General features: G+C 64.0%; 18 protein-coding genes. 2 read left to right on the top strand and 16 right to left on the bottom strand.

Features of this window, described 5'->3' with window-relative positions; all coding sequences use genetic code 11:
* The first annotated feature begins 30 nt into the window (after positions 1 to 30).
* Positions 31 to 207, top strand: a complete 177-nt coding sequence (locus CK219_RS31960; protein ID WP_210200016.1) for a hypothetical protein — start codon at positions 31 to 33, stop codon at positions 205 to 207.
* A gap of 73 nt (positions 208 to 280) precedes the next feature.
* On the opposite strand, the gene CK219_RS21650 is transcribed toward CK219_RS31960, so the two are convergent.
* The 16 genes from CK219_RS21650 to CK219_RS21575 form a co-directional block, all read right to left on the bottom strand.
* On the bottom strand, positions 281 to 1,990 hold the full coding sequence (locus tag CK219_RS21650; protein ID WP_095768781.1) for an APC family permease: 1,710 nt from the start codon (positions 1,988 to 1,990) through the stop codon (positions 281 to 283).
* A 365-nt stretch (positions 1,991 to 2,355) separates the two neighbouring features.
* Complete coding sequence (locus CK219_RS21645) at positions 2,356 to 4,725, bottom strand: aminomethyltransferase family protein (RefSeq protein ID WP_095768780.1); 2,370 nt, start codon at positions 4,723 to 4,725, stop codon at positions 2,356 to 2,358.
* Between the two features lie 256 nt (positions 4,726 to 4,981).
* A complete protein-coding gene (locus CK219_RS21640; RefSeq protein WP_095768890.1) occupies positions 4,982 to 5,608 on the bottom strand; it encodes a sarcosine oxidase subunit gamma family protein in 627 nt (208 codons plus the stop codon).
* Positions 5,601 to 8,582 (bottom strand): sarcosine oxidase subunit alpha, encoded by a 2,982-nt coding sequence (locus CK219_RS21635; protein WP_095768779.1) that lies wholly within the window; start codon positions 8,580 to 8,582, stop codon positions 5,601 to 5,603. The genes CK219_RS21640 and CK219_RS21635 overlap by 8 nt, the downstream gene beginning before the upstream one ends.
* Positions 8,582 to 8,857 (bottom strand): sarcosine oxidase subunit delta, encoded by a 276-nt coding sequence (locus tag CK219_RS21630; protein WP_095768778.1) that lies wholly within the window; start codon positions 8,855 to 8,857, stop codon positions 8,582 to 8,584. The genes CK219_RS21635 and CK219_RS21630 overlap by 1 nt, the downstream gene beginning before the upstream one ends.
* Before the next feature lie 67 nt (positions 8,858 to 8,924).
* Entirely contained in the window at positions 8,925 to 10,178 is a 1,254-nt protein-coding gene (locus CK219_RS21625) for a sarcosine oxidase subunit beta family protein (RefSeq protein WP_095768777.1), read from the bottom strand.
* Between the two features lie 92 nt (positions 10,179 to 10,270).
* Positions 10,271 to 11,578: a type III glutamate--ammonia ligase gene (gene glnT / locus CK219_RS21620; protein ID WP_095768776.1), complete on the bottom strand. Its 1,308-nt coding sequence runs from the start codon at positions 11,576 to 11,578 to the stop codon at positions 10,271 to 10,273.
* A 37-nt stretch (positions 11,579 to 11,615) separates the two neighbouring features.
* Positions 11,616 to 12,944, bottom strand: a complete 1,329-nt coding sequence (locus CK219_RS21615; RefSeq protein WP_095768775.1) for an FMN-binding glutamate synthase family protein — start codon at positions 12,942 to 12,944, stop codon at positions 11,616 to 11,618.
* Between the two features lie 6 nt (positions 12,945 to 12,950).
* Entirely contained in the window at positions 12,951 to 13,682 is a 732-nt protein-coding gene (locus tag CK219_RS21610) for a GXGXG domain-containing protein (RefSeq protein WP_176477118.1), read from the bottom strand.
* A gap of 19 nt (positions 13,683 to 13,701) precedes the next feature.
* Positions 13,702 to 14,598 carry a glutamine amidotransferase family protein gene (locus tag CK219_RS21605; RefSeq protein WP_095768773.1) on the bottom strand — a complete coding sequence of 299 codons (897 nt, stop codon included), beginning with the start codon at positions 14,596 to 14,598 and terminating at the stop codon, positions 13,702 to 13,704.
* A gap of 86 nt (positions 14,599 to 14,684) precedes the next feature.
* On the bottom strand, positions 14,685 to 15,014 hold the full coding sequence (locus CK219_RS21600) for a hypothetical protein (RefSeq protein ID WP_095768772.1): 330 nt from the start codon (positions 15,012 to 15,014) through the stop codon (positions 14,685 to 14,687).
* Positions 15,011 to 15,700 carry a hypothetical protein gene (locus CK219_RS21595; RefSeq protein ID WP_176477112.1) on the bottom strand — a complete coding sequence of 230 codons (690 nt, stop codon included), beginning with the start codon at positions 15,698 to 15,700 and terminating at the stop codon, positions 15,011 to 15,013. Before CK219_RS21595 ends, CK219_RS21600 begins: the two co-directional genes overlap by 4 nt.
* Positions 15,701 to 15,746: 46 nt before the next feature.
* On the bottom strand, positions 15,747 to 17,153 hold the full coding sequence (locus CK219_RS21590) for an APC family permease (protein WP_095768771.1): 1,407 nt from the start codon (positions 17,151 to 17,153) through the stop codon (positions 15,747 to 15,749).
* Between the two features lie 12 nt (positions 17,154 to 17,165).
* Entirely contained in the window at positions 17,166 to 17,327 is a 162-nt protein-coding gene (locus CK219_RS21585; protein WP_095768770.1) for a hypothetical protein, read from the bottom strand.
* A gap of 50 nt (positions 17,328 to 17,377) precedes the next feature.
* On the bottom strand, positions 17,378 to 17,755 hold the full coding sequence (locus CK219_RS21580; RefSeq protein ID WP_095768769.1) for a hypothetical protein: 378 nt from the start codon (positions 17,753 to 17,755) through the stop codon (positions 17,378 to 17,380).
* Positions 17,756 to 17,766: 11 nt separating this feature from the next.
* Positions 17,767 to 18,054: a hypothetical protein gene (locus tag CK219_RS21575; RefSeq protein WP_095768768.1), complete on the bottom strand. Its 288-nt coding sequence runs from the start codon at positions 18,052 to 18,054 to the stop codon at positions 17,767 to 17,769.
* 285 nt (positions 18,055 to 18,339) lie between these two features.
* On the opposite strand from CK219_RS21575, the gene CK219_RS21570 reads away from it, so the two are divergent.
* Positions 18,340 to 19,473 carry an aminomethyltransferase family protein gene (locus CK219_RS21570; RefSeq protein ID WP_095768767.1) on the top strand — a complete coding sequence of 378 codons (1,134 nt, stop codon included), beginning with the start codon at positions 18,340 to 18,342 and terminating at the stop codon, positions 19,471 to 19,473.
* Positions 19,474 to 19,490: the final 17 nt, after the last annotated feature.

Below are 19,490 nucleotides of genomic sequence, written 5' to 3'. Positions count from 1 at the left end.
CCTTGGATCATCCGCCATCGGCGAAAGCCGGTGGCGGATGATCCGCGTCAAGGTCTGCGGAGCGGAAAAATGCGCTGTGCAACGCTTCCGCAAAACGGAATTCTTTCTCAGCAACGCCATAAAGGTTCGACGCTGCGCGAGAATCTCGGCCTGAAGCATCCAGAAAATCGGCTCTTTGTAAGCGAGGCGGTCCGAAAGGCCGGCTGATGCCGGGACGGGGCGATCGGCAAAAAAGAAAGGGCGCGCCGAGGCGCGCCCGTCTGTTTTCAAGGCTGCCGCGTCAGATGACGAACACCCAATTGGCGATCAGCATCACCACCACGCCGGCGATCAGCGTCAGGTAAGGCAGCATGCCCGCCTTCTTGACCGAGAGGTCGGCTCCCGCCATGCCGAGGTCTGCCAGCATGTGTTCGGGGAACTTGCCCTTGTCCTGGATGTAGTGGCGGAAGCAGAACACCGGGATGATCAAGGCAGCGGTGATCAGGCCCGCCCACAGTGCCATCGGGTTCCACACCTTGGCGCCGGCGCCCATGAAGATGGCGTTCACATAGGCGAAGATCGCGCCGATGCCGAGTAGCCAGGTCGGCGCCTTCCACGGGCGGTTGATGTGGCCGTTGTCGATGCGATGGATCCAGCCGGCATTGAGGTTGAGGAAGTTGAAGATGATGTAGCCGCAATTCGACACCGCGAGGATGAAGAAGAAGCTCGTCGCGTCGGCCGAGGCGATGGCCAGCACGATCAGGTTGAAGCAGAGGTCGGTCCACATCGCCCGCGTCGGCGCGCCATGCTCGTTGACGTGGCTGAGATAGCGCGGCAGCCAGCCGTCGACCGAACCCTGGTAGAGCGTGCGCGAGGAGCCGGCCATCGCCGTCATGATGCAGAGCACCAGGGCCAGGATCATCAGCATGACCAGCAGACTGTGGATGATCTTGCCGCCGCCGACCATGCCGGCCAGCGCGTCGGCGACGCCCGAGCCGTCGACGATCGGCGTCGCCAGCATGCCGTTCAGGCCGAGCACGCCCTGGAAGGTGAAGGGCACCAGGATGAACAGAAGCATGCAGAGCAGGCCGGAATAGAAGATCGCCTTGAACGTGTCGGTGCCGGGGTTCTTGAACTCCGACGTGTAGCAGACGGCCGTCTCGAAGCCGTAGGTCGACCATGCCGCGATGAACATGCCGCCAAGCACCAGCGTCCAGCCGGCGATGTTCCACGAACCCGGGTCGGGCGCGTAGGCGGCCGCCAACGGCACCAGCGGCGAGAAGTTCGCCCAGTCGATCTGGCCGGTGAAGATCGGCACGACGCCGACGATCAGCATCGGGATGATCACCAGAAGGCCGATATATTTCTGCACATTGGCCGTGCCGAGGATGCCGCGATGCTGGATCGCGAAGATGATCAGCATCAGCACCGCGCCGATGAAGAAGGTGGCGTTGAAGGTGAAGGACACTGGACCCAGCGTATGGCTGAACAGCGACCAGGTGCGGATCGCGGGCGTGGCGGCAGCCGCCACCGCGGCGATGGCGTCGGCGGGCGCCGTTCCGGCATGCGCGGCGATGTAGGCGACGACTTCCGGCGATGTCTCGGTGAAGGCCGGGATCGGCGCCAGCGCGTTGAGGATGTATGCGGCGGCGATCGAGCAGCCGAGCGACAGCACCGGCGACCAGGCGAACCAGTTGCACCACACCGATAGCGGCGCGATGAACTTGGAATAGCGCAGCCATGCCGTGGCGCCGTAGATCGAGGCACCGCCGGATTTGTTCGGGAACAGGCCGGCGATCTCGGCATAGGTGAAGGATTGCAGGAAACCCATGATCATGGACACCGTCCAGATCAGGAAAGCCAGTGTTCCGGTCGTGCCGGCAATGCCGCCGATCGAGAACAGGACCAGCGCTGGAACGCCGCTTGCCACCCAGAAGGCGCCACGCCAGTCGATATGCCTGAGCAGCTTGCTTTCGACAGGCTGCTCGAGGGCCGTGCTTATAGTGCTCATATCTTGTGTCTTCCCCTTTTTGTTGTTCCCCGCCAGCGATGCTTCGGCTCTTGCGAAGCTTGCTCCCCGGCAAATCGGCGTCGGTCTGTCGTGTTTCCACTCAGTCGTATTTTTTTCTTAAGAGTGAAGATTGATCCGACGCGCTTTCGCGTCAAGCGTTTTGTGGATGTCATGCACATCGCGCTTGCGAAACATGCTCTTTCCTTCTCCCCTTTGTGGGAGAAGGTGGATCGGCGCGTAGCGCCGAGACGGATGAGGGGTGTTCCAGCGAAGTGAGCGGCTGGTGTCTTCTGGAAGACCCCTCATCCGACCGAACTTCGCTCGGCCACCTACTCCCACAACGGAAGAAGGCAGAGTTGCCGCTATCAGGAACGCGGCTTGGTCTTCTGCGGATCGTAATGGGCGAAGGCGACAACCCGCGCCGGCAGCCGCTTGGCGTGGCCGTCGAGCTTGCCGATCTCGACCTCCGTGCCGATCTCGGCGTGAGTGACGTCGAGCCGTGCCAGCGCGATGGTCTTGCCGAGCACCGGCGAGCGCATGCCGGAGGTGACGACGCCGATCTGGGCGCGGCCGACATGGACGCAGTCGCCGTGGCCGACGGCGACATTGGCATCGATATCGAGACCGACGAGCTTGTGCTGCGGATGCTCCTTGCGCCGGATCAGAGCGTCGCGGCCGATGAAGTCGTCGGCCTTGGTCTTGAGTGGCACGGTGAAGCCAATGCCGGCCTCGAAAGGATCGGTCTGGTCAGAGAATTCGTAACCGGCGAAGATCAGTCCCGCCTCGATGCGCACCATATCGAGCGCCTGGAGGCCCATCGGCTTCAGCCCGTGCGGCTGGCCGGCCTCCCAGACGGCGTCGAACACTTTTTCGGCGTCGCGCGGATGGCACCAGATCTCGTAGCCGAGCTCGCCGGTGTAGCCGGTGCGCGAGATGACGACGGGCACGCCATTACCGCCGCCGATGCGCGCGACGGCGAAGCGGAACCATTCGAGCTCGCCGATCGATGGCTGCACCGGCGAGGTCCAGACCACTTCCTTCAATATGTTGCGGCTCTTCGGACCTTGCACGGCGATGTTGTGCATCTGGTCGGTGGAGGAGCGCACCAGCACGTTGAGGCCGAGTTTTTTCGCCGTCTCGCGCAGCCATTCGCCGGAAAGATCGTCGCCGCCGACCCAGCGAAAATTATCCTTGCCGAGCCTGAGCAACGTCCCGTCGTCGATCATGCCGCCATGCTCGTAACACATAGCGGTATAGACGACCTGGCCGACCCCAAGCTTCTTGACGTCGCGGGTCAGCGTGTATTGCAGCAGCGCTTCGGCATCCGGACCGGTGACCTCGAATTTGCGCAGCGGCGACAGGTCCATGATCACCGCGGCCTGCCGGCAGGCCCAGTATTCGGCGATGGGGCCTTCCTTGGCGAAGGAATTGGCGAGCCAATAGCCGCGATATTCGACGAAGTCGCGCGTGTGCTTGGCAAAGCTCGAATGAAAGGCTGTCTCGCGGGTCATTTTCGGTTCCGAGTCGGGCTTCATGCGTCTGGCGATCGCTCGCGAGAATTTGTGCTGGCCTGAATAGGCGCGCACATGGATGTCGGTGAGGTCCCAGCCATTGGCGGGCGTGGTGTCGTCCGGGCAGGCCGAGGAGACGCAGACGATGTCGGTCAGGGCGCGCAAGAGCACATAGTCGCCGGGTCGCGACCACGGCTCGTCCGACACCATCACGCCATGCGCGTCGATCGCCGTGTTGAAGAAGAAATTGATCGCCATCCAGCCGGCGCGGGGCGTCACGCCCTTGTCCGACAGCGCCTTGTTGAAATTCTCCGAGCAGTTGGTGTGTCCGGGATAGCCGATGTCGTCGTAATATTTGGCGGCGCAGGCAAGCGCGAAGGCGTCGTGCCGGCCGCATGTGTCCTGCACCACCTCGACCAGCGGCTCCATGTCCTGGTCGTAATATTTCGAATGCAGGCCCGGCATCGGATAGGCCGAGCCCATCAGCGTGCGGGTCGTCGTCACGTCGAGCGGCAGGTCGCGGCCCTTGTCCAGCTTGCGCGCCGAAAAGCACTGGAAGTCGGTGCATTGCCGGCCATCGACATCGATGATCTGCAGATAGTCGCCGGCCTTGACGAAATAGACCTCGGCGGTCGCCGACTTCACCCGAAGATCAAGCACCGGATCGGCGAGCGGATCGGGAAGCTGCGACCTCGTCTTCAGCCGGATCGTGGCGCGCCGCACCAGGACGGTGAGCGGCGTCGCAGTGTTGTGGCCGTCGACCAGCATCGGCCCGCCGGGCGCCGCGATCAGCAGCGCGCCCCCGCGCTGGATGGCAAAGCTCTGCTCCGTGCCGGCGGGCGTGGCGCCGCCGAAAACGCGCACGCCTTTCGGCTGGTCGAGTTGCACCTGCCGCCGCTCGAGGCTGAGACGCAGCGCCGAGAGGCTGTCGTCGCCATCGGCGAGCAGCGCCTTGATGCCGGCGGCGTTGCTGTTCGACCGTTCGCCGAAAATGCCGGGATCCGTCGCGCCTGATTTGTCCCAGGCCAGCAGCTCGCAAGGCTGGCCGCCTTCGACATTGCTCACGCTGACGCTGTCGCCGGCCTCGACGTCGATCAGCGCCGCGCCATTGCCCTGGACGGTATAGCGCTCCATCCCCGGCGGCAGGCTGATCTGGCCGGGCCTAAGGATCAGGCTCGGCTTGGGCGGCCCGGACAGGACGGCGGGGTAGGGCGACTGGCTCATCTCAAACCCTCCTCCGAGCGAGAAACAAGTTTGCCTGTGTGTAAAATTATTTTCGCTGAGAGAATAGCAGGGGGAATGCGTTTGGCAAGGCGGGACTTCCCTTCTCCCCTTGTGGGAGAAGGTGGATCGGCGCGATAGCGCCGAGACGGATGAGGGGTGTTCCAGCGGAGTGAGACGCTGGCTTTCCCTGGAGCACCCCTCATCCGTCGCCTTCGGCGACACCTTCTCCCACAAGGGGAGAAGGGGTGGTGCTGCGCTACGCCAGTTCCTCGGAATGGCCGACCGTCACGCCATATTCCGCGGCCGAGTCCAGAATAGTGTGCCACAGGCTCTCCGCAAAAGTCGCGAACACCAGCAGGTTGAACACCGCCTGTCCATCCGCCAGATCCTTGCCGCGCCATAGCGTGACGCTGGTGTGATCCATCGACGTCGCGGCCGCCGCGCCCACGCCGAAAACATCGGGGTGCAGGTCGATCGAAGACAGCTTGGCGAGCATCGTGCGCGCCTTGTCGCCGGAGATGCTGATCAGCGCCCGCGCATGCGACTGGTCGGACAACAAAGCCGAACCGGCAAAGACAGAGCCAAGCGCCTCAATCGAATGCCTGCCGCCCTTGGACAGCACCAGGAATTGCTCCGGCCCCGACCAGATCAGCGTCGCGTCGGCAGTATCGACCGCCTTAGGCGTTTCCGGCGCCGCCATGCCGACGCGCGCCTGCGCGGCCTTCGCCATCTCGCCGGCCTTGCCGCGCCGCGCCATTACCTGGACGAGATCGAAATTGCGGATCTCCGTCAGCGACACGCCGGCGTCGCCTTGCGCGCCGTAGGAGCCGGCAATCAGCGCGCGGTCGAGCGGGCTGCGGACGTCCCAGGAAAACTCAGCCACGCTGGCGCCCTCCATCCGGATCGTAGAAGACGGAATTGCAGAGCTCGACATCGTAGTCCTCGCCGCGCAGCGGATCATGCGCGCGCACGATCTCGCCGATGCGCTCGCGGCCGCGCTCGACGAGGCCGAGACCGATCCACTGGTCGAGCACCGGCGAGAAACAGACCGAAGTGACATAGCCCTGGTCGTTGTCGGGGCCGGGGGTCTCGCCCTTTGGAATGATGTGCGCGCCGGAGCGCAGGCGGCGCGCCTTGTCGGTCGGCTTGATGCCGACGACCACCTGCCGGTTCGGCGCGACCAGCGCCTCGCGGCCGGCCATGACGCGGCCGATGAAATCCTTCTTGGTCGACATCATCTTGCCGAGGCCGAGATCGCCCGCCGTGGTGGTGCCGTTGAGTTCCGGCCCGGCGACATGGCCTTTTTCGATGCGCATCACGCCGAGCGCCTCGGTGCCGTAAGGCGTCACGCCGAACGGTTTTCCCGCAATCATCAGATTGCGCGCCATCGCCTCGCCGTAGCGCGCCGGCACCGAAATCTCGAACGCCATCTCGCCGGAGAAGGAGATGCGGAACAGCCTTGCCTTCAGGCCGCCGCGCAGCTTGACCTCGCGCGCGCCCATGAACGGGAAACCTTCGTTCGACAGGTCCTCGACCGGATCGACGATCTCTTTCAGCAGATCGCGGGTCTTAGGTCCGGCGATCGAGAACTGCGCCCATTGGTCGGAGACCGAGGTCAGCTGCACGTCGAGCTCGGGGAACAGAACCTGGCGGCAGAATTCCAGGTGCTGCATCACCAGTCCGGCCTTGGCCGTCGTGGTGGTGAGGAAGTAATGATCCTCGGCCAGCCGCGAGGTCGTGCCGTCGTCATAGACGATGCCGTCCTCGCGCAGCATCAGCCCGTAGCGAGCCTTGCCGACGGCGAGGCTGGAGAAGGCATTGATGTAGACGCGGTCGAGGAAGGCGCCGGCGTCGGGCCCGTGCACGTCGATCTTGCCGAGCGTCGAGACGTCGCAGAAGCCGACGCCGCTGCGCACCGCCTTGACCTCGCGGGTGACCGATTCCAGCCAGTCCTTCTCGCCGGCGCGCGGATACCACTGCGCGCGCTTCCACAGCCCGGTGTCGACAAAGACCGCGCCCTGTTCGGCCGCCCAGTGATGCGAGGGCGTCAGCCGCGCCGCATGGAAATTCTCGTCGCGGTGATGGCCGGCGAAGGCGCCGATGGCGACCGGCACGTAAGGCGGCCGGTAGATCGTCGTGCCGGTCTCGGGGATCGACTTGCCGCTGACCGCCGCCATGATGGCGAGGCCGGCGACATTCGAGGTCTTGCCCTGGTCGGTCGCCATGCCGAGCGTCGTGTAGCGCTTCAGATGCTCGACCGATTGAAAACCCTCGCGCTGCGCCAGCTCGACATCGGAAGCGGTGACGTCATGCTGCTGGTCGACGAAGGCCTTGCCCTTGCCGGCGACATGCCAGAGCGGTGTGATCGAAAAGGCCTCGTCGTCGGCGACTGGCATCGATCCGATGTTGCCGCTGCGTCCGGCGTCGCGGGCCGCGGCAGCGCCGGCTTCGAACCCCTCGCACAGGCAGGCGCCAAGTCCGAACGCGCCATTGGCCGCGCCCGCCGCCACCATGCCGGGCGGCGCGCCATCCGGCACGAAGGCGGCAATATCGTCGCGCCATTTCGGCCTGCCGCGGTGGTAGGAGGTGAGGCCGACCGCGGGGTTCCAGCCGCCAGAGACGGCAAGCCCATTCGCCTCGACCTCGGCGCGCGCGCCGCCGGCCAGCGAGACGGAAATCTTGCGCACGCCACCCTTGCCGCCGTCGATGCCGGCGACAGCGCCGTGCAGCACCGGAAAGCCGCCTTTGCTTGCAAGCGAGCGGTGGGCCGCAGAAACGTCCGGCCGCGCATCGATCACCGCCGCAACCTGCAGTCCGGCCGCGATCGCCGTTTCGGCGGTGCGCCAGCCATCCTCATTGTTGGTGAACAGCGCGATGCGCCGCGCCGGCGTGGCCGCATAGCGGTTGATGTAGCTGCGCATGGCCGACGCCATCATCACGCCCGGCGTGTCGTTGCCGGCAAAGACGATCGGGCGTTCGATTGCGCCGGCCGCGACGACGCAGCGCTTGGCCACGATCCGCCATAGCCGCTGGCGCACCTGATGCTCGGGCGGCACCGGCAGGTGGTCGTTGACACGCTCGATCGCGCCATAGGTGCCGCCGTCATAGACGCCGAACAAAGTCGTGCGCGTCATGATGCGCACATCCGGCATCGCCGTCAGTTCGGCAACCGCGCGCGCAACCCATTCGGCGGCCGGCAATCCGTCGATCATGCCGCCGTCGGCGAGCAGGCGCCCGCCGAGGACGAAATCCTCCTCGCACAGGATGACGCGCGCGCCGCAGCGCGCGGCGGCAAGAGCCGCCGCCAGACCTGCCGGGCCGGAACCCGCGATCACCACATCGCAATGCGCCCAGGCCTTGTCATAATGGTCGGGATCGGAAACCTGGGCAGCGCGGCCAAGGCCCGCGGCGCGCCGAATTGCCGGCTCGTAGATCGCTTCCCAGAACTTCGCCGGCCACATGAAGGTCTTGTAGTAGAAGCCGGCGACGAAGATCGGCGCGAACAGCTGGTTGACCGACATCACGTCGAAATGGAGCGACGGCCAGCGGTTCTGGCTGGCGGCTTCGAGCCCTTCATAGAGCTCGACGGTTGTCGCCTTGGTGTTTGCCTCACGCCTTGCGCCGCTGCGCAGCTCTACCAGCGCGTTCGGCTCTTCCGACCCGGCGGTGAGAATTCCGCGCGGGCGGTGATATTTGAACGAGCGGCCGACGAGCTTGACGCCGTTGGCAACCAGCGCGGAAGCCAGCGTGTCACCCTTGAAGCCCGAGAACGTCTTGCCGTCGAAGCGAAAGCTGAGCGGTAGCGAGCGGTCGATCAGACCGCCATTATTCAGCCGGTTTGCCTGATCGCCGCGCATCACGCACCAACCTTGGCGGCGCCGGCCCCCGCCGCCGGCTCAACGGCCGAAATCTCATGCGTCAGCGTGTTGCGCGTGACCTTCAGCCAGGCCCGGCACCCGCCACCATGGTACCAGTGCTCGGTCATCGGGCCGGCAACATTGTCGCGCAGATAGACGTAATCGTAGACCGCATCTTCGCCGGCATCGGCCGCGGGGCGTTTCGGCTTGGCATCGCCGAGATAGGTGAACTCGCCGAGTTCGCGTTCGCCGCAGAAGGGACAGACTATGCGCATGGCTGGGTCTTCAATGCATGATGCCAAAAAGTGTGAAGCGGTTTTTGGATAACATCATGCTCTATCCCTAATGCAGGTTCGGTTGGGCGCCCTGGCCCTTCTCGTCGATCATGGCGCCGCGCTGGAAACGGTCGAGGCGGAAAAGCGCGGCTTCCTTGTGCGATTGATCGCGGGCGATGAGATGGGCGAAGACGAAACCGGAGCCGGGCGTCGCCTTGAAGCCGCCATAGCACCAGCCGGCATTGATGTAGAGGCCGTCGACCGGGCTCTTGTCGATGATCGGCGAGCCGTCCATCGACATGTCCATGATGCCGCCCCACTGGCGCAAAAGCCGCACGCGGCCGATCATCGGGATCAGCGCCATACCGCCCTCGCAGACATCCTCCACGACCGGCAGATTGCCGCGCTGGGCATAGGAATTGTAGCCGTCGATATCGCCGCCGAAGACCAGCCCGCCCTTGTCCGACTGGCTGACATAGAAGTGTCCGGCGCCGAAGGTCATGACCCCGGGGATCAGCGGCTTGATCGCTTCGGAGACGAAGGCCTGCAGCACATGGCTTTCGATCGGCAGGCGAAGACCTGCCATAGCCGCGACCCGTGACGAGGAGCCGGCCACTGCCATGCCGACCTTGCCGGCGCCGATCTTGCCGCGCGATGTCTCAACACCGGTCACCTTGCCGTTGGCGTCGCGCGTGAAGCCGGTAACCTCGCAATTCTGGATGATGTCGACGCCGAGTTCGCTCGCCGCATGCGCGTAGCCCCACACCACGGCGTCATGCCGCGCCGTGCCGCCGCGCCGCTGCAGCAGTCCGCCTTGCACGGGGAAACGCGCATTGTCGAAATTCAGGAACGGCAGCATTTTGCGCAGCGCCGCCTGGTCGAGCAGTTCCGCATCGATGCCGTTGATGCGCATGGTGTTGCCGCGCCGGGCGAAAGCATCGCGCTGCGCGTCGGAGTGATAGAGGTTGAGCACGCCGCGCTGGCTGACCATCGCGTTATAGTTGAGGTCCTGCTCCATCCGCTCCCACAGCTTCATCGACAATTCGTAGAAGCCGGTGTTGCCGGGAAGGCCGTAATTGGAGCGGATGATGGTGGTGTTGCGGCCGGCATTGCCGGAGCCGATCCACCCCTTTTCCAGCACCGCGACATTGCGGATACCGAACTCGCTGGCGAGAAACCAGGCGGTGGCGAGCCCGTGGCCGCCGCCGCCGATGATGATCACGTCATAGCGGTCCTTGGGCGCAGCATCGCGCCAGGTCGGCTGCCAGTTCTTGTGGCCGGAAAGGGCGGCGCGGGCGAGCGAGAAGATCGAATATTTCATCAGTTCATTCCGAGGTCGCTCGCACCGCTAGAGCATGATGCCGAAAAGTGTGAAGCGGTTTTCGGACGACATCATGCTCCACTACGGGACGGTCAGATATCCAGCGTGTGGTCGCGCTCCCACTGCGTGAAGTGGGAAGCATAGGAATTCCATTCCTGCTGCTTCAGCTTTAGATATGCCGACGAGAATTCCTCACCCAGCGCCGCCTTGAGCGATTTGTCCTTGTCGAACTCGCGCAGCGCGTCGAGCAGGTTGAGCGGCAGTTTCGGCGCATCCGTCACCGTGTGGCCGAGCTGGTACATGTCGATGTCGTAGCGCTTGCCGGGATCGGCTTTCGAGCGGATGCCGTCCAGGCCGGCGGCGATGATGACGGCCTGCAGGAGGTAGGGATTGGCGGCGCCGTCCGGCAGGCGCAATTCGAAGCGGCCGGGTCCCGGCACGCGCACCATATGCGTGCGGTTGTTGCCGGTCCAGGTCACCGTGTTCGGCGCCCAGGTCGCGCCCGAAATGGTGCGCGGCGCGTTGATGCGCTTGTAGGAATTCACCGTCGGGTTGGTGATAGCGGCAAGTGCCGAGGCATGCTTCATGATGCCGCCGAGGAAGTTCCTGCCCTTGGCGGACAGGCCGAGCTCTTCCGAATTGTCGGCAAAGACATTGGTCTTGCCGGTCTCGTCCCACACCGAGATATGCGCATGGCAGCCATTGCCGGTCAGGCCCTGGAAGGGCTTGGGCATGAACGTCGCGCGCAGGCCATGCTTTTCGGCGATCGACTTGACCATGAACTTGAAGAAGGAGTGCTTGTCGGCGGTCGCCAGCGCGTGATCGAAGGTCCAGTTCATCTCGAACTGACCGTTGGCGTCCTCGTGGTCGTTCTGGTACGGGCCCCAGCCCAACGCCAGCATGTGGTCGCAGATCTCGGCGATGACGTCGTAGCGCCGCATCACCGCCTGCTGGTCGTAGCAGGGTTTCGACGCTGTATCGTACTCGTCGGAGATCGCCTTGCCATCAGGCGAGATCAGGAAGAACTCGGCCTCGACGCCGGTCTTGACATGCATGCCGTCGCGGGCGGCTTCGTCGATCAGCCGCTTCAGCGTGTTGCGCGGCGCCTGGTTCACCTCCTTGTCGTCCATGATGCAGTTGGCGGCTACCCAGGCGACGTCCTTCTTCCACGGCAGTTGGATGACCGAAGCCGGATCCGGCACCGCCAGCATGTCGGGATGCGCCGGCGTCAGGTCGAGCCATGTGGCGAAGCCGGCAAATCCTGCACCGTCCTTCTGCATGTCGGCGATCGCCTGCGCCGGCACCAGCTTGGCACGCTGCCCGCTGAACAGGTCGGTGTAGGAGATCATGAAATATTTGACGCCGTTCTCCTTGGCGAATGCGGCGAGATCGTTCCCCATTATGTAGTTCCTCGCTTATGTGTCTTGGAAGTTTGTCCTAGAAGCCGTTCTTTCCCGGTATCCAGCTGGTGCCGGCCAAAGGCACGCCGGCCATGGCGGCGGCTTCGATCGAGAGCGCGACGAGATCCTCGGGCTCGAGATTGTGCAGGCTGTTCTTGCCGCAGGCGCGTGCGATGGTCTGCGCTTCGAGCGTCATCACCTTGAGGTAGTTCGCCAGCCGCCGTCCGGCCGCGATCGGGTCGACCCGTTTCATCAATTCGGGGTCCTGCGTGGTGATGCCGGCGGGGTCGCGGCCCTCGTGCCAGTCGTCATAGGCGCCGGCCGTTGTGCCGAGCGCACTGTACTCCGCCTCCCAGCGGGGATCGTTGTCACCCAGCGCGACCAGTGCCGCCGTGCCGATCGAGACGGCGTCGACGCCCAGCGCCAGCGCCTTGGCGACATCGGCGCCGTTGCGGATGCCGCCCGAGACGATGAGCTGCACCTTGCGATGCATGCCGAGGTCTTGCAGCGCCTGTACCGCCGGCCGGATGCAGGCAAGCGTCGGCTGGCCGACATTCTCGATGAACACTTCCTGGGTGGCAGCGGTGCCGCCCTGCATGCCGTCAACCACCACGACATCGGCGCCGGCCTTCACCGCGAGCGCGGTGTCGTAATAGGGCCGCGCGCCGCCGACCTTGACGTAGATCGGCTTTTCCCAGTCGGTGATCTCGCGCAGCTCGAGGATCTTGATCTCGAGATCGTCCGGCCCCGTCCAATCGGGATGGCGCGAGGCCGAGCGCTGGTCGATGCCCTTGGGCAGCGTGCGCATCTCGGCGACGCGGTCGGAGATCTTCTGTCCGAGCAGCATGCCGCCGCCGCCGGGCTTGGCGCCCTGGCCGACGACCACTTCGATGGCGTCGGCGCGGCGCAGGTCGCGCGGATTCATGCCGTAGCGCGAGGGCAGGTACTGATAGACCAGCGTCTTGGAATGACCGCGTTCTTCCTCGGTCATGCCGCCGTCACCGGTGGTGGTCGAGGTGCCGGAGAGCGTGGCGCCGCGCCCCAAGGCTTCCTTAGCCGGCCCGGACAGCGAGCCAAAGCTCATGCCGGCGATGGTGATCGGGATCTTCAGCTCGATCGGCTTCCTGGCGTGGCGCGAGCCGAGCACTACCGAGGTGTCGCAGCGCTCGCGATAGCCTTCGAGCGGATAGCGCGAGATCGAGGCGCCGAGGAAAAGCAGGTCGTCGAAATGCGGCAGCTTGCGCTTGGCGCCGGCGCCGCGGATATCATAGATGCCGGTCGCGGCCGCGCGGCGGATTTCGGAAAGCGTGTAATCGTCGAAGGTCGCGGATTTGCGCGGCGTCGTCGGCGGGTTGCGGTAGGTCATCTTGCCTCAATACGCGTCGGCGTTATCGATGTTGAAATTGTAGAGTTTGCGGGCCGAGCCGTAGCGCTTGAACTCCGAGGCCTTGACGCCGGTCACGCCGGCCTTGTCGAGCAGGGCCTGCAGCAATTCGATATGCTCGGACCGCATCTCCTTGGCGATGCAGTCGGCGCCGAGGCTCTCCACCTTGCCGCGCACGAAGAGCCGCGCCTCGTAGATGGAATCGCCCAGCGCGTCGCCGGCATCGCCCAGCACCACGAGGTTGCCGGACTGCGCCATGAAGGCCGACATGTGGCCGATATTGCCGTGCACGACGATGTCGATGCCTTTCATCGAAATGCCGCAGCGCGACGAGGCATTGCCCTCGATGACCAGCAAGCCGCCGCGGCCGGTGGCGCCGGCATACTGGCTGGCGTCGCCCTTGATGACGATCGAGCCCGACATCATGTTCTCGCCGACACCGGGGCCGGCCGAGCCATGCACGGTGATCGCCGCGCCGTCATTCATGCCGGCGCAGTAATAGCCGACGCTGCCGCGTACATCGATACTGACGGGCTGATCGACGCCGACCGCCACCGAATGGCTGCCCTTGGGGTTGAGCACTTCCCATGCGGTCTCGTTCGAGCCGGGCGTGAGCTTGTGCAGCGCCTGGTTCAACTCGCGCAGCGAATGCACGGATAGGTCAAAGACGCGTGACGCCTGATTGTGGGCATGGCCTGGCTCGCGCTCGGCTTTCGACATTGGGGTTGCCGGCATGAGCTCAATGCTCCCAGAAATAAACGGTTGCGGGCTCGGGCTCCCAGACCCGCGCATTGTCGATGCCGGGAAGCTTGGTCAGCGCGCGATATTCGGAGCCGAAGGCGACATACTGGTCGGTCTCGGCCATCACGGCCGGCTTGCAGGCGATCGGATCGCGCACCACACCGAAGCCATTCTTGGTGCCGACGACGAAGGTGAAGAAGCCGTCGAGGTCAGAGAGCGCGCCTTCCAGCGCCTCGCCGAGATTCTTGCCATGCGCCATCCGGTTGGACAGATAGGCAGCCGCCACCTCGGTGTCGTTCTCGGTCTCGAAGGTCATGCCGTCGCGAATCAGCTCGCGGCGTACATTGTTGTGGTTGGAGAGCGAGCCATTGTGCACCAGGCACTGGTCGGCGCCGGTCGAGAAAGGATGCGCGCCCATCGTCGTCACCGCCGATTCCGTTGCCATGCGGGTGTGGCCGATACCGTGCGTGCCGGTCATCGCGCGCACGTCGAAACGGTCGACGACCGCTTCGGGCAGGCCGACTTCCTTGTAGATCTCGACTGCTTCGCCGGCGCCCATGATGCGGATGTCGGGCCGGAGCGTCTGCAGCGCCTCGCGCGCGGCGTCGACCTTGTCCGGCGTGGTCCGGATCACCGCATGCGTGGACTTGACCGCGACGCTGACCGGCGCGCTGATCGCCTTGGCGAGCTCGGCGTCGAGGCCGCGGAAATCGCGATCGGGCTTCGGCGACTGCACGGTGATCTTGGCTTCATTGCCGGTGGCTGCGCCATAGATGGCGATGCCGGCACTGTCCGGTCCGCGGTCGCTGAGCGACACCAGCATCTCCGACAGCATGGCGCCGAGCTTCGGCTCCAGCGCCTTGTCCTTCAAGAAAAGTCCGACGATTCCGCACATGCCAGCCTCCAACGTTTTTTGGCTCTCAGATGATGTACCCAATGAGTAAGCCGAATTCAATTGGTATGAAAAAAATTTTCCTGTGATTACATATTGGACGGGGCATTGCCCTCGGCACTATCGCCGCCCGGACGCGCATTGTGAACCCAGATCGCATGGCGGATGCGCGCGATCCTATAGGCGTCGAGGATCGAGAGGGCATAGATCAGGAAACCCCCGGCATGGCGGCCGATGAAGCCGGCGTCGACCGGCGCCAGCTTGGTGGTTATCCAGCCAAGGATCACCATGAAGAACAGGAATTGCAGCCCGCGCGCCGGCACGCCGAGCATGACATGGCCGCTTGCCGGCAAGATTATCGCGGCCCCGAGCACGAGATAGGGATTCGCGGGAGCAGGGGTGGCGGTTTCGTCGCTCATGCGGCCCGTCTTTCGCGCCGGTTGATGGCTTGGCGAAGCGTCGAGGCTGCCTCGAGCAGCCGTTCGATCAAGGCCGGATCGATCCCGGCATCGCCGAACGCCGCCTGCCGGAACACACCGTAGCGAGCGCGCTCGGCCTCGGCCAGCAGCCAGACGATGCGCACGCCCTTCGGCGTTATCAGCAATTCCTTGGCGCGGCTTTCGGCAAAGATGTCTGTATGCGCGGCGATCAGATCCTGCGGGAAGGCGACGCCTCTGCGGTCCGTCCTGAGCACCGCGTCGGCGGGAAGGCCGAGCACCTTCGGCAGCGTGTGCGGCAGATGGTCGAAATTGGAAAATGTCGTCGCCGAATTCGGCCGCATCATCATGTCGAACGTGCCCGGCACCGCGACCGGCTCGGTGATCGAAACGCTGAGCCAGCGCGTCGGCAGCTTTCGTGTCGCCAGCGTGTCGACGATGGTCCGCACCTGGACGCGCTGACCGTTCCAGGAACCGGCCCAGGTGACGACACCGGCTGTGCCATCGGAAATGTCGGCGGCGTCCGGAACGATGCTGCGGACGCTCGCCATATGGGCGGCCAAGGCCGCCTTCGCCCTGTTGCGGCTGGCGCGCGCCAGCCAGACAATATGAGCGGCGACGCCCAGTGCGATCGCCCCGGTAAGCAATACTGACGTCAGCTCGGACATTTCGATACGCCACGGCCCGCCATCGAACGGCGGGCCCTTACTCCACTCAATAACCCTGCGGCTTCGGCCACGGCATGGAGAACTGGTCGCCGCGCCGCACGAACTTGTAGCGGTAGAAGTGGAACCACAGCGAGATCAGGAAATAGAAGACGGTCATCGCGATCAACTGAGAGCCGAAGCCGAGGAAGATGGCGAAGAAAGTCACCATGCACAGGCAGAAGAGCACGATCGCCGGCAGTGGGTGGAAGGGGTGCGTGTAGCCGCGGCGGATCGAACCCAGCGGCCACTTCTTGCGGAACATCATGATGTTGATGCTCATGAAGGTGTATTGCAGCACGCCCGACAGGATCGAGAAGGTGATCGCCTGGTTGAGATCAGCGATGAAGGCGAAGGCCAGCGCGATCGGCAGCAGGAAGAGGATCGAGCGATAGGGCGTGCGATATTTCGGATGCACTGCCGAGAACCAGCTCGGCAGGTAGCGGTCGCGGCCGAGCGAGAACCAGGCGCGCGCCGCGTCGTTGATGCAGCCATTGGCCGAGGCGAGCGCTGCCAGCAGCGTCGCGATGAAGAGCAGGTTTTCCAGCAGCGGGCTGCCCGTCAGCTTGCCGGCGTCCCACAGCGGATAATAGGTGATGCCGAGATATTCCCAGGGCATCAGCGAGGCGCAGACATACCAGGTCATCGCGGCGGCGATCAGAAGCGTGATCATGCCGGCCATGGTGCCGTAAGGCAGCGAGCGCGCCGGCGAGCGCACTTCCTCGGCTGCCTGCGTCGTGCCCTCTATGCCGAGATAATACCAGATGCCGAATTGGAAGGCGGCAATGACGCCGATCCAGCCATAGGGCAGGGCGTTGCCGGGGGTGACCAGCTCGTTGAGCTTCAGCACCGCGCCTTGCGTCCAAGGGCTGACGGAGAAGAACAGGATCACGATCGAGACATAGGCGATCGCGGTGATGACGAAGTTGACGTTGAGCGTCATCAGCACGCCGCGATAGTTGAGCCAGGCGAGCACGACGATGGTGGCGGCGATGAAGGAGTTGTGCGTCAGCCCCTCGACGCCGGCCTTGGCGACGATGGTGTCGCCGAGCAGGATCGCGTCCGACACTTCCAGCATGGTGTAGGCGAACACCAGGAACAGTGCGACGTTGAAGGCCATCAGCGGCCCGACGATATGCTTGGCCTGAGCATACTGGCCGCCGGCGGCGGCGACGGTGGACGTCACCTCCGAATCGATCATGGCGACCGAGGTGTAGAGCAGCCCGACGACCCAGCAGACGATCAGCGCGGCGAGCGCGCCGCCCTTGTCGGCGGAGAAATTCCAGCCGGTGAACTCGCCGACCAGCACGATGCCGACGCCCAGCGCCCACACATGCGCCGGGCCGAGCACCCGAAGCAGCGAGACCCTGTCGCCGTGGATTGTCGTCGTTTGTGCCGTTTCAACCGCAGCCGTCATGTCAGTCCCCACTCAGATCCGGTGTTTTTCGGAAACGGCTTCAAGCTCGCCTTCACGGGAAGACGTCAAAGTCTCCTCGGAATAGGTCGTATCGACCTTGAACCAGTCGTAGAGCATCCACGCCGCAAGCACGACCGAGATGCCCCAGCAAACGTAAGACAGTCCCATCCACATGATGTCTTCCCCGGTCTCTTTGTCGTCGAAAGTCTCTTTGTCGTCGAAGTCTATTTGTCGTCGAACTTCTCGTTGATGACCTCGCGATATTCCTTATCGGAGGCGCGGAACAGGAAGACGAAATACGCGATCAGCACGATCGCCATGATGATCAGCGTCGGCCAGTCGATGATGTAGTGGAAGCGGTTCTGGATGATGTCGTGCGCCGTCTCCGGCGTGTAGCCCAGCTTCTCCCAGATCGAGGCCATGGTCGCGTTCTGGCCGAGCGCGTCCCAGGTCTTGGCATCGAGCGGGTCGATCGACTTCGCCGCCCCGGCAAAGCCGAGTTTCAGCGGCAGCCAGAGCGCCACGAAGATTGCGACCACCACGACCGCGATGTCGAGGATCTGTCCGGCCTTGCTCTGCTCCGGCGGGGTGTAGCGAGCCATGGTTTCTCCCTTCACGATTGGCGGTTGCGGGCGGCGTCGGCGTTCTTGATGTCGAGCCCGTAGATGAAGTCCTTGTCTTCCTTGTAGTGGTTGAGCATGGCGAGGATCGCGGCGGTGTTGAAGATCAGCACCGCGGCGGCTGCAACCGCCACCACGAGCTTGATGCCGCTATGCGGAATGTATGGCCACGTCATCAGGAGGACGAAGAGGATCGTTGCCCACAGGCATACGATCAGGAGCACGGACCCACGCACGTCGGAACGGTACAGCGCTTCGATGCGCTGCTGCATGTCGGACATCGGTTTTCCCCTTCTGGCGACGTCCGGCCACACAACCGACCGGGCGTCCACTCTTTCAACAGAGTGAAATTTTTTTCATAAATTCCGCTCGATTCCCGAAATTGTCAAGCCGGATTTACGCATCGTAAACCGTTTGTCATCGGGCAAGAAATTTGCCTGACAATGAAATTATTTGCTTCAAGGGGATTGCAGGGCTTCGCCGTTTGCGGTCAATATTCGACCAAGCTCCGCCACCAAGCAGGAGCAGGGAACAGCAACGACTTAAATCGCACGGAGGACGATCGGATGACGGCATCCTGGAGATTCTCGACCCTGGCGGATCGCCATCGCGCGCTCGGCTCGAAACTCGAGGACTGGAGCGGCATGGGCACCGCCTGGACCTACGACAAGGACGCCGACGAGGAATATGTCGCGATCCGCACCAAGGCCGGGCTCATGGACGTCTCCGGTCTGAAGAAGGTTCACATCACCGGACCGCACGCCTCGCATCTTATCGACCTCGCCACGACGCGCGACGTCGAAAAGATCTATCCCGGCAAGTCGGCCTATGCCTGCATGCTGAACGAGGCCGGCAAATTCACCGACGACTGCATTCTCTACCGCATCAGCCCGAACTCGTGGATGGTCGTGCACGGCTCCGGCACCGGCCATGAGGAGCTGCAGCGGGCGGCGATGGGCCGCGATGTCTCGCTGCGCTTCGACGACAATCTGCACGACCTTTCGCTGCAAGGCCCGACCGCGGTCGACTATCTTGCCAAGCATGTGCCGGGCATCCGCGACCTCAACTATTTCCATCACATGCAGACGCAGCTCTTCGGCTTTCCGGTGATGATCTCGCGCACCGGCTACACCGGCGAGCGCGGCTACGAGATCTTCTGCCGCGGCCAGAATGCCGGCACGATCTGGGACAGGATCCTCGAGGAGGGCAAGAGCGCCGGCATCATTCCGTGCCGCTTCACCACGCTCGATATGCTGCGCGTCGAGAGCTATCTACTCTTCTACCCTTACGACAATTCCCAAAAGTATCCGTTCGAGAACGAAGGCCCCGGCGACACGCTGTGGGAGCTCGGCCTCGACTTCACCGTCAGCCCCGGCAAGACCGGCTTCCGCGGCGCGGAGGAGCATTATCGGCTGAAGGGCAAGGAGCGCTTCAAGATCTACGGCGTGCTGCTCGACGGCAAGGAACCGGCGGACGAGGGCGCGCCCGTCTACCGCGACGGCAGACAAGTCGGCGTGGTGACCTGCGCCATGTATTCGCCGCTGGTCGAGAAATCGATGGGCATCGCGCGCCTCGATGTCGACTGCGCCGTCAAGGACACCAAGCTCGAGATTCGCAACAGGAGCGGCTCGATCAAAGCAACGGCGCAGCCCTTGCCGTTCGACGATCCCAAAAAGACCAAGCGCACGGCAAAAGGTTGAGGCATCATCAGCGGGAG

Source organism: Mesorhizobium sp. WSM4313, assembly GCF_002294725.1.
Lineage (GTDB): Bacteria > Pseudomonadota > Alphaproteobacteria > Rhizobiales > Rhizobiaceae > Mesorhizobium.
This window is presented reverse-complemented; position numbering and strand designations above follow the sequence as displayed.

Bases quoted from the DNA above. Each gene is read 5' to 3' on its own strand.
- glnT (WP_095768776.1), bottom strand. From the start codon at position 11,578: ATGGGGAACGATCTCGCCGCATTCGCCAAGGAGAACGGCGTCAAATAT.
- CK219_RS21610 (WP_176477118.1), bottom strand. From the start codon at position 13,682: ATGTCGAAAGCCGAGCGCGAGCCAGGCCATGCCCACAATCAGGCGTCA.
- CK219_RS21605 (WP_095768773.1), bottom strand. From the start codon at position 14,598: ATGTGCGGAATCGTCGGACTTTTCTTGAAGGACAAGGCGCTGGAGCCG.
- CK219_RS21650 (WP_095768781.1), bottom strand. From the start codon at position 1,990: ATGAGCACTATAAGCACGGCCCTCGAGCAGCCTGTCGAAAGCAAGCTG.
- CK219_RS21615 (WP_095768775.1), bottom strand. From the start codon at position 12,944: ATGACCTACCGCAACCCGCCGACGACGCCGCGCAAATCCGCGACCTTC.
- CK219_RS21645 (WP_095768780.1), bottom strand. From the start codon at position 4,725: ATGAGCCAGTCGCCCTACCCCGCCGTCCTGTCCGGGCCGCCCAAGCCG.
- CK219_RS21590 (WP_095768771.1), bottom strand. From the start codon at position 17,153: ATGACGGCTGCGGTTGAAACGGCACAAACGACGACAATCCACGGCGAC.
- CK219_RS21570 (WP_095768767.1), top strand. From the start codon at position 18,340: ATGACGGCATCCTGGAGATTCTCGACCCTGGCGGATCGCCATCGCGCG.
- CK219_RS21575 (WP_095768768.1), bottom strand. From the start codon at position 18,054: ATGTCCGACATGCAGCAGCGCATCGAAGCGCTGTACCGTTCCGACGTG.
- CK219_RS21595 (WP_176477112.1), bottom strand. From the start codon at position 15,700: ATGTCCGAGCTGACGTCAGTATTGCTTACCGGGGCGATCGCACTGGGC.
- CK219_RS21580 (WP_095768769.1), bottom strand. From the start codon at position 17,755: ATGGCTCGCTACACCCCGCCGGAGCAGAGCAAGGCCGGACAGATCCTC.
- CK219_RS21600 (WP_095768772.1), bottom strand. From the start codon at position 15,014: ATGAGCGACGAAACCGCCACCCCTGCTCCCGCGAATCCCTATCTCGTG.
- CK219_RS21585 (WP_095768770.1), bottom strand. From the start codon at position 17,327: ATGTGGATGGGACTGTCTTACGTTTGCTGGGGCATCTCGGTCGTGCTT.
- CK219_RS21635 (WP_095768779.1), bottom strand. From the start codon at position 8,582: ATGCGCGGCGATCAGGCAAACCGGCTGAATAATGGCGGTCTGATCGAC.
- CK219_RS21625 (WP_095768777.1), bottom strand. From the start codon at position 10,178: ATGAAATATTCGATCTTCTCGCTCGCCCGCGCCGCCCTTTCCGGCCAC.
- CK219_RS21630 (WP_095768778.1), bottom strand. From the start codon at position 8,857: ATGCGCATAGTCTGTCCCTTCTGCGGCGAACGCGAACTCGGCGAGTTC.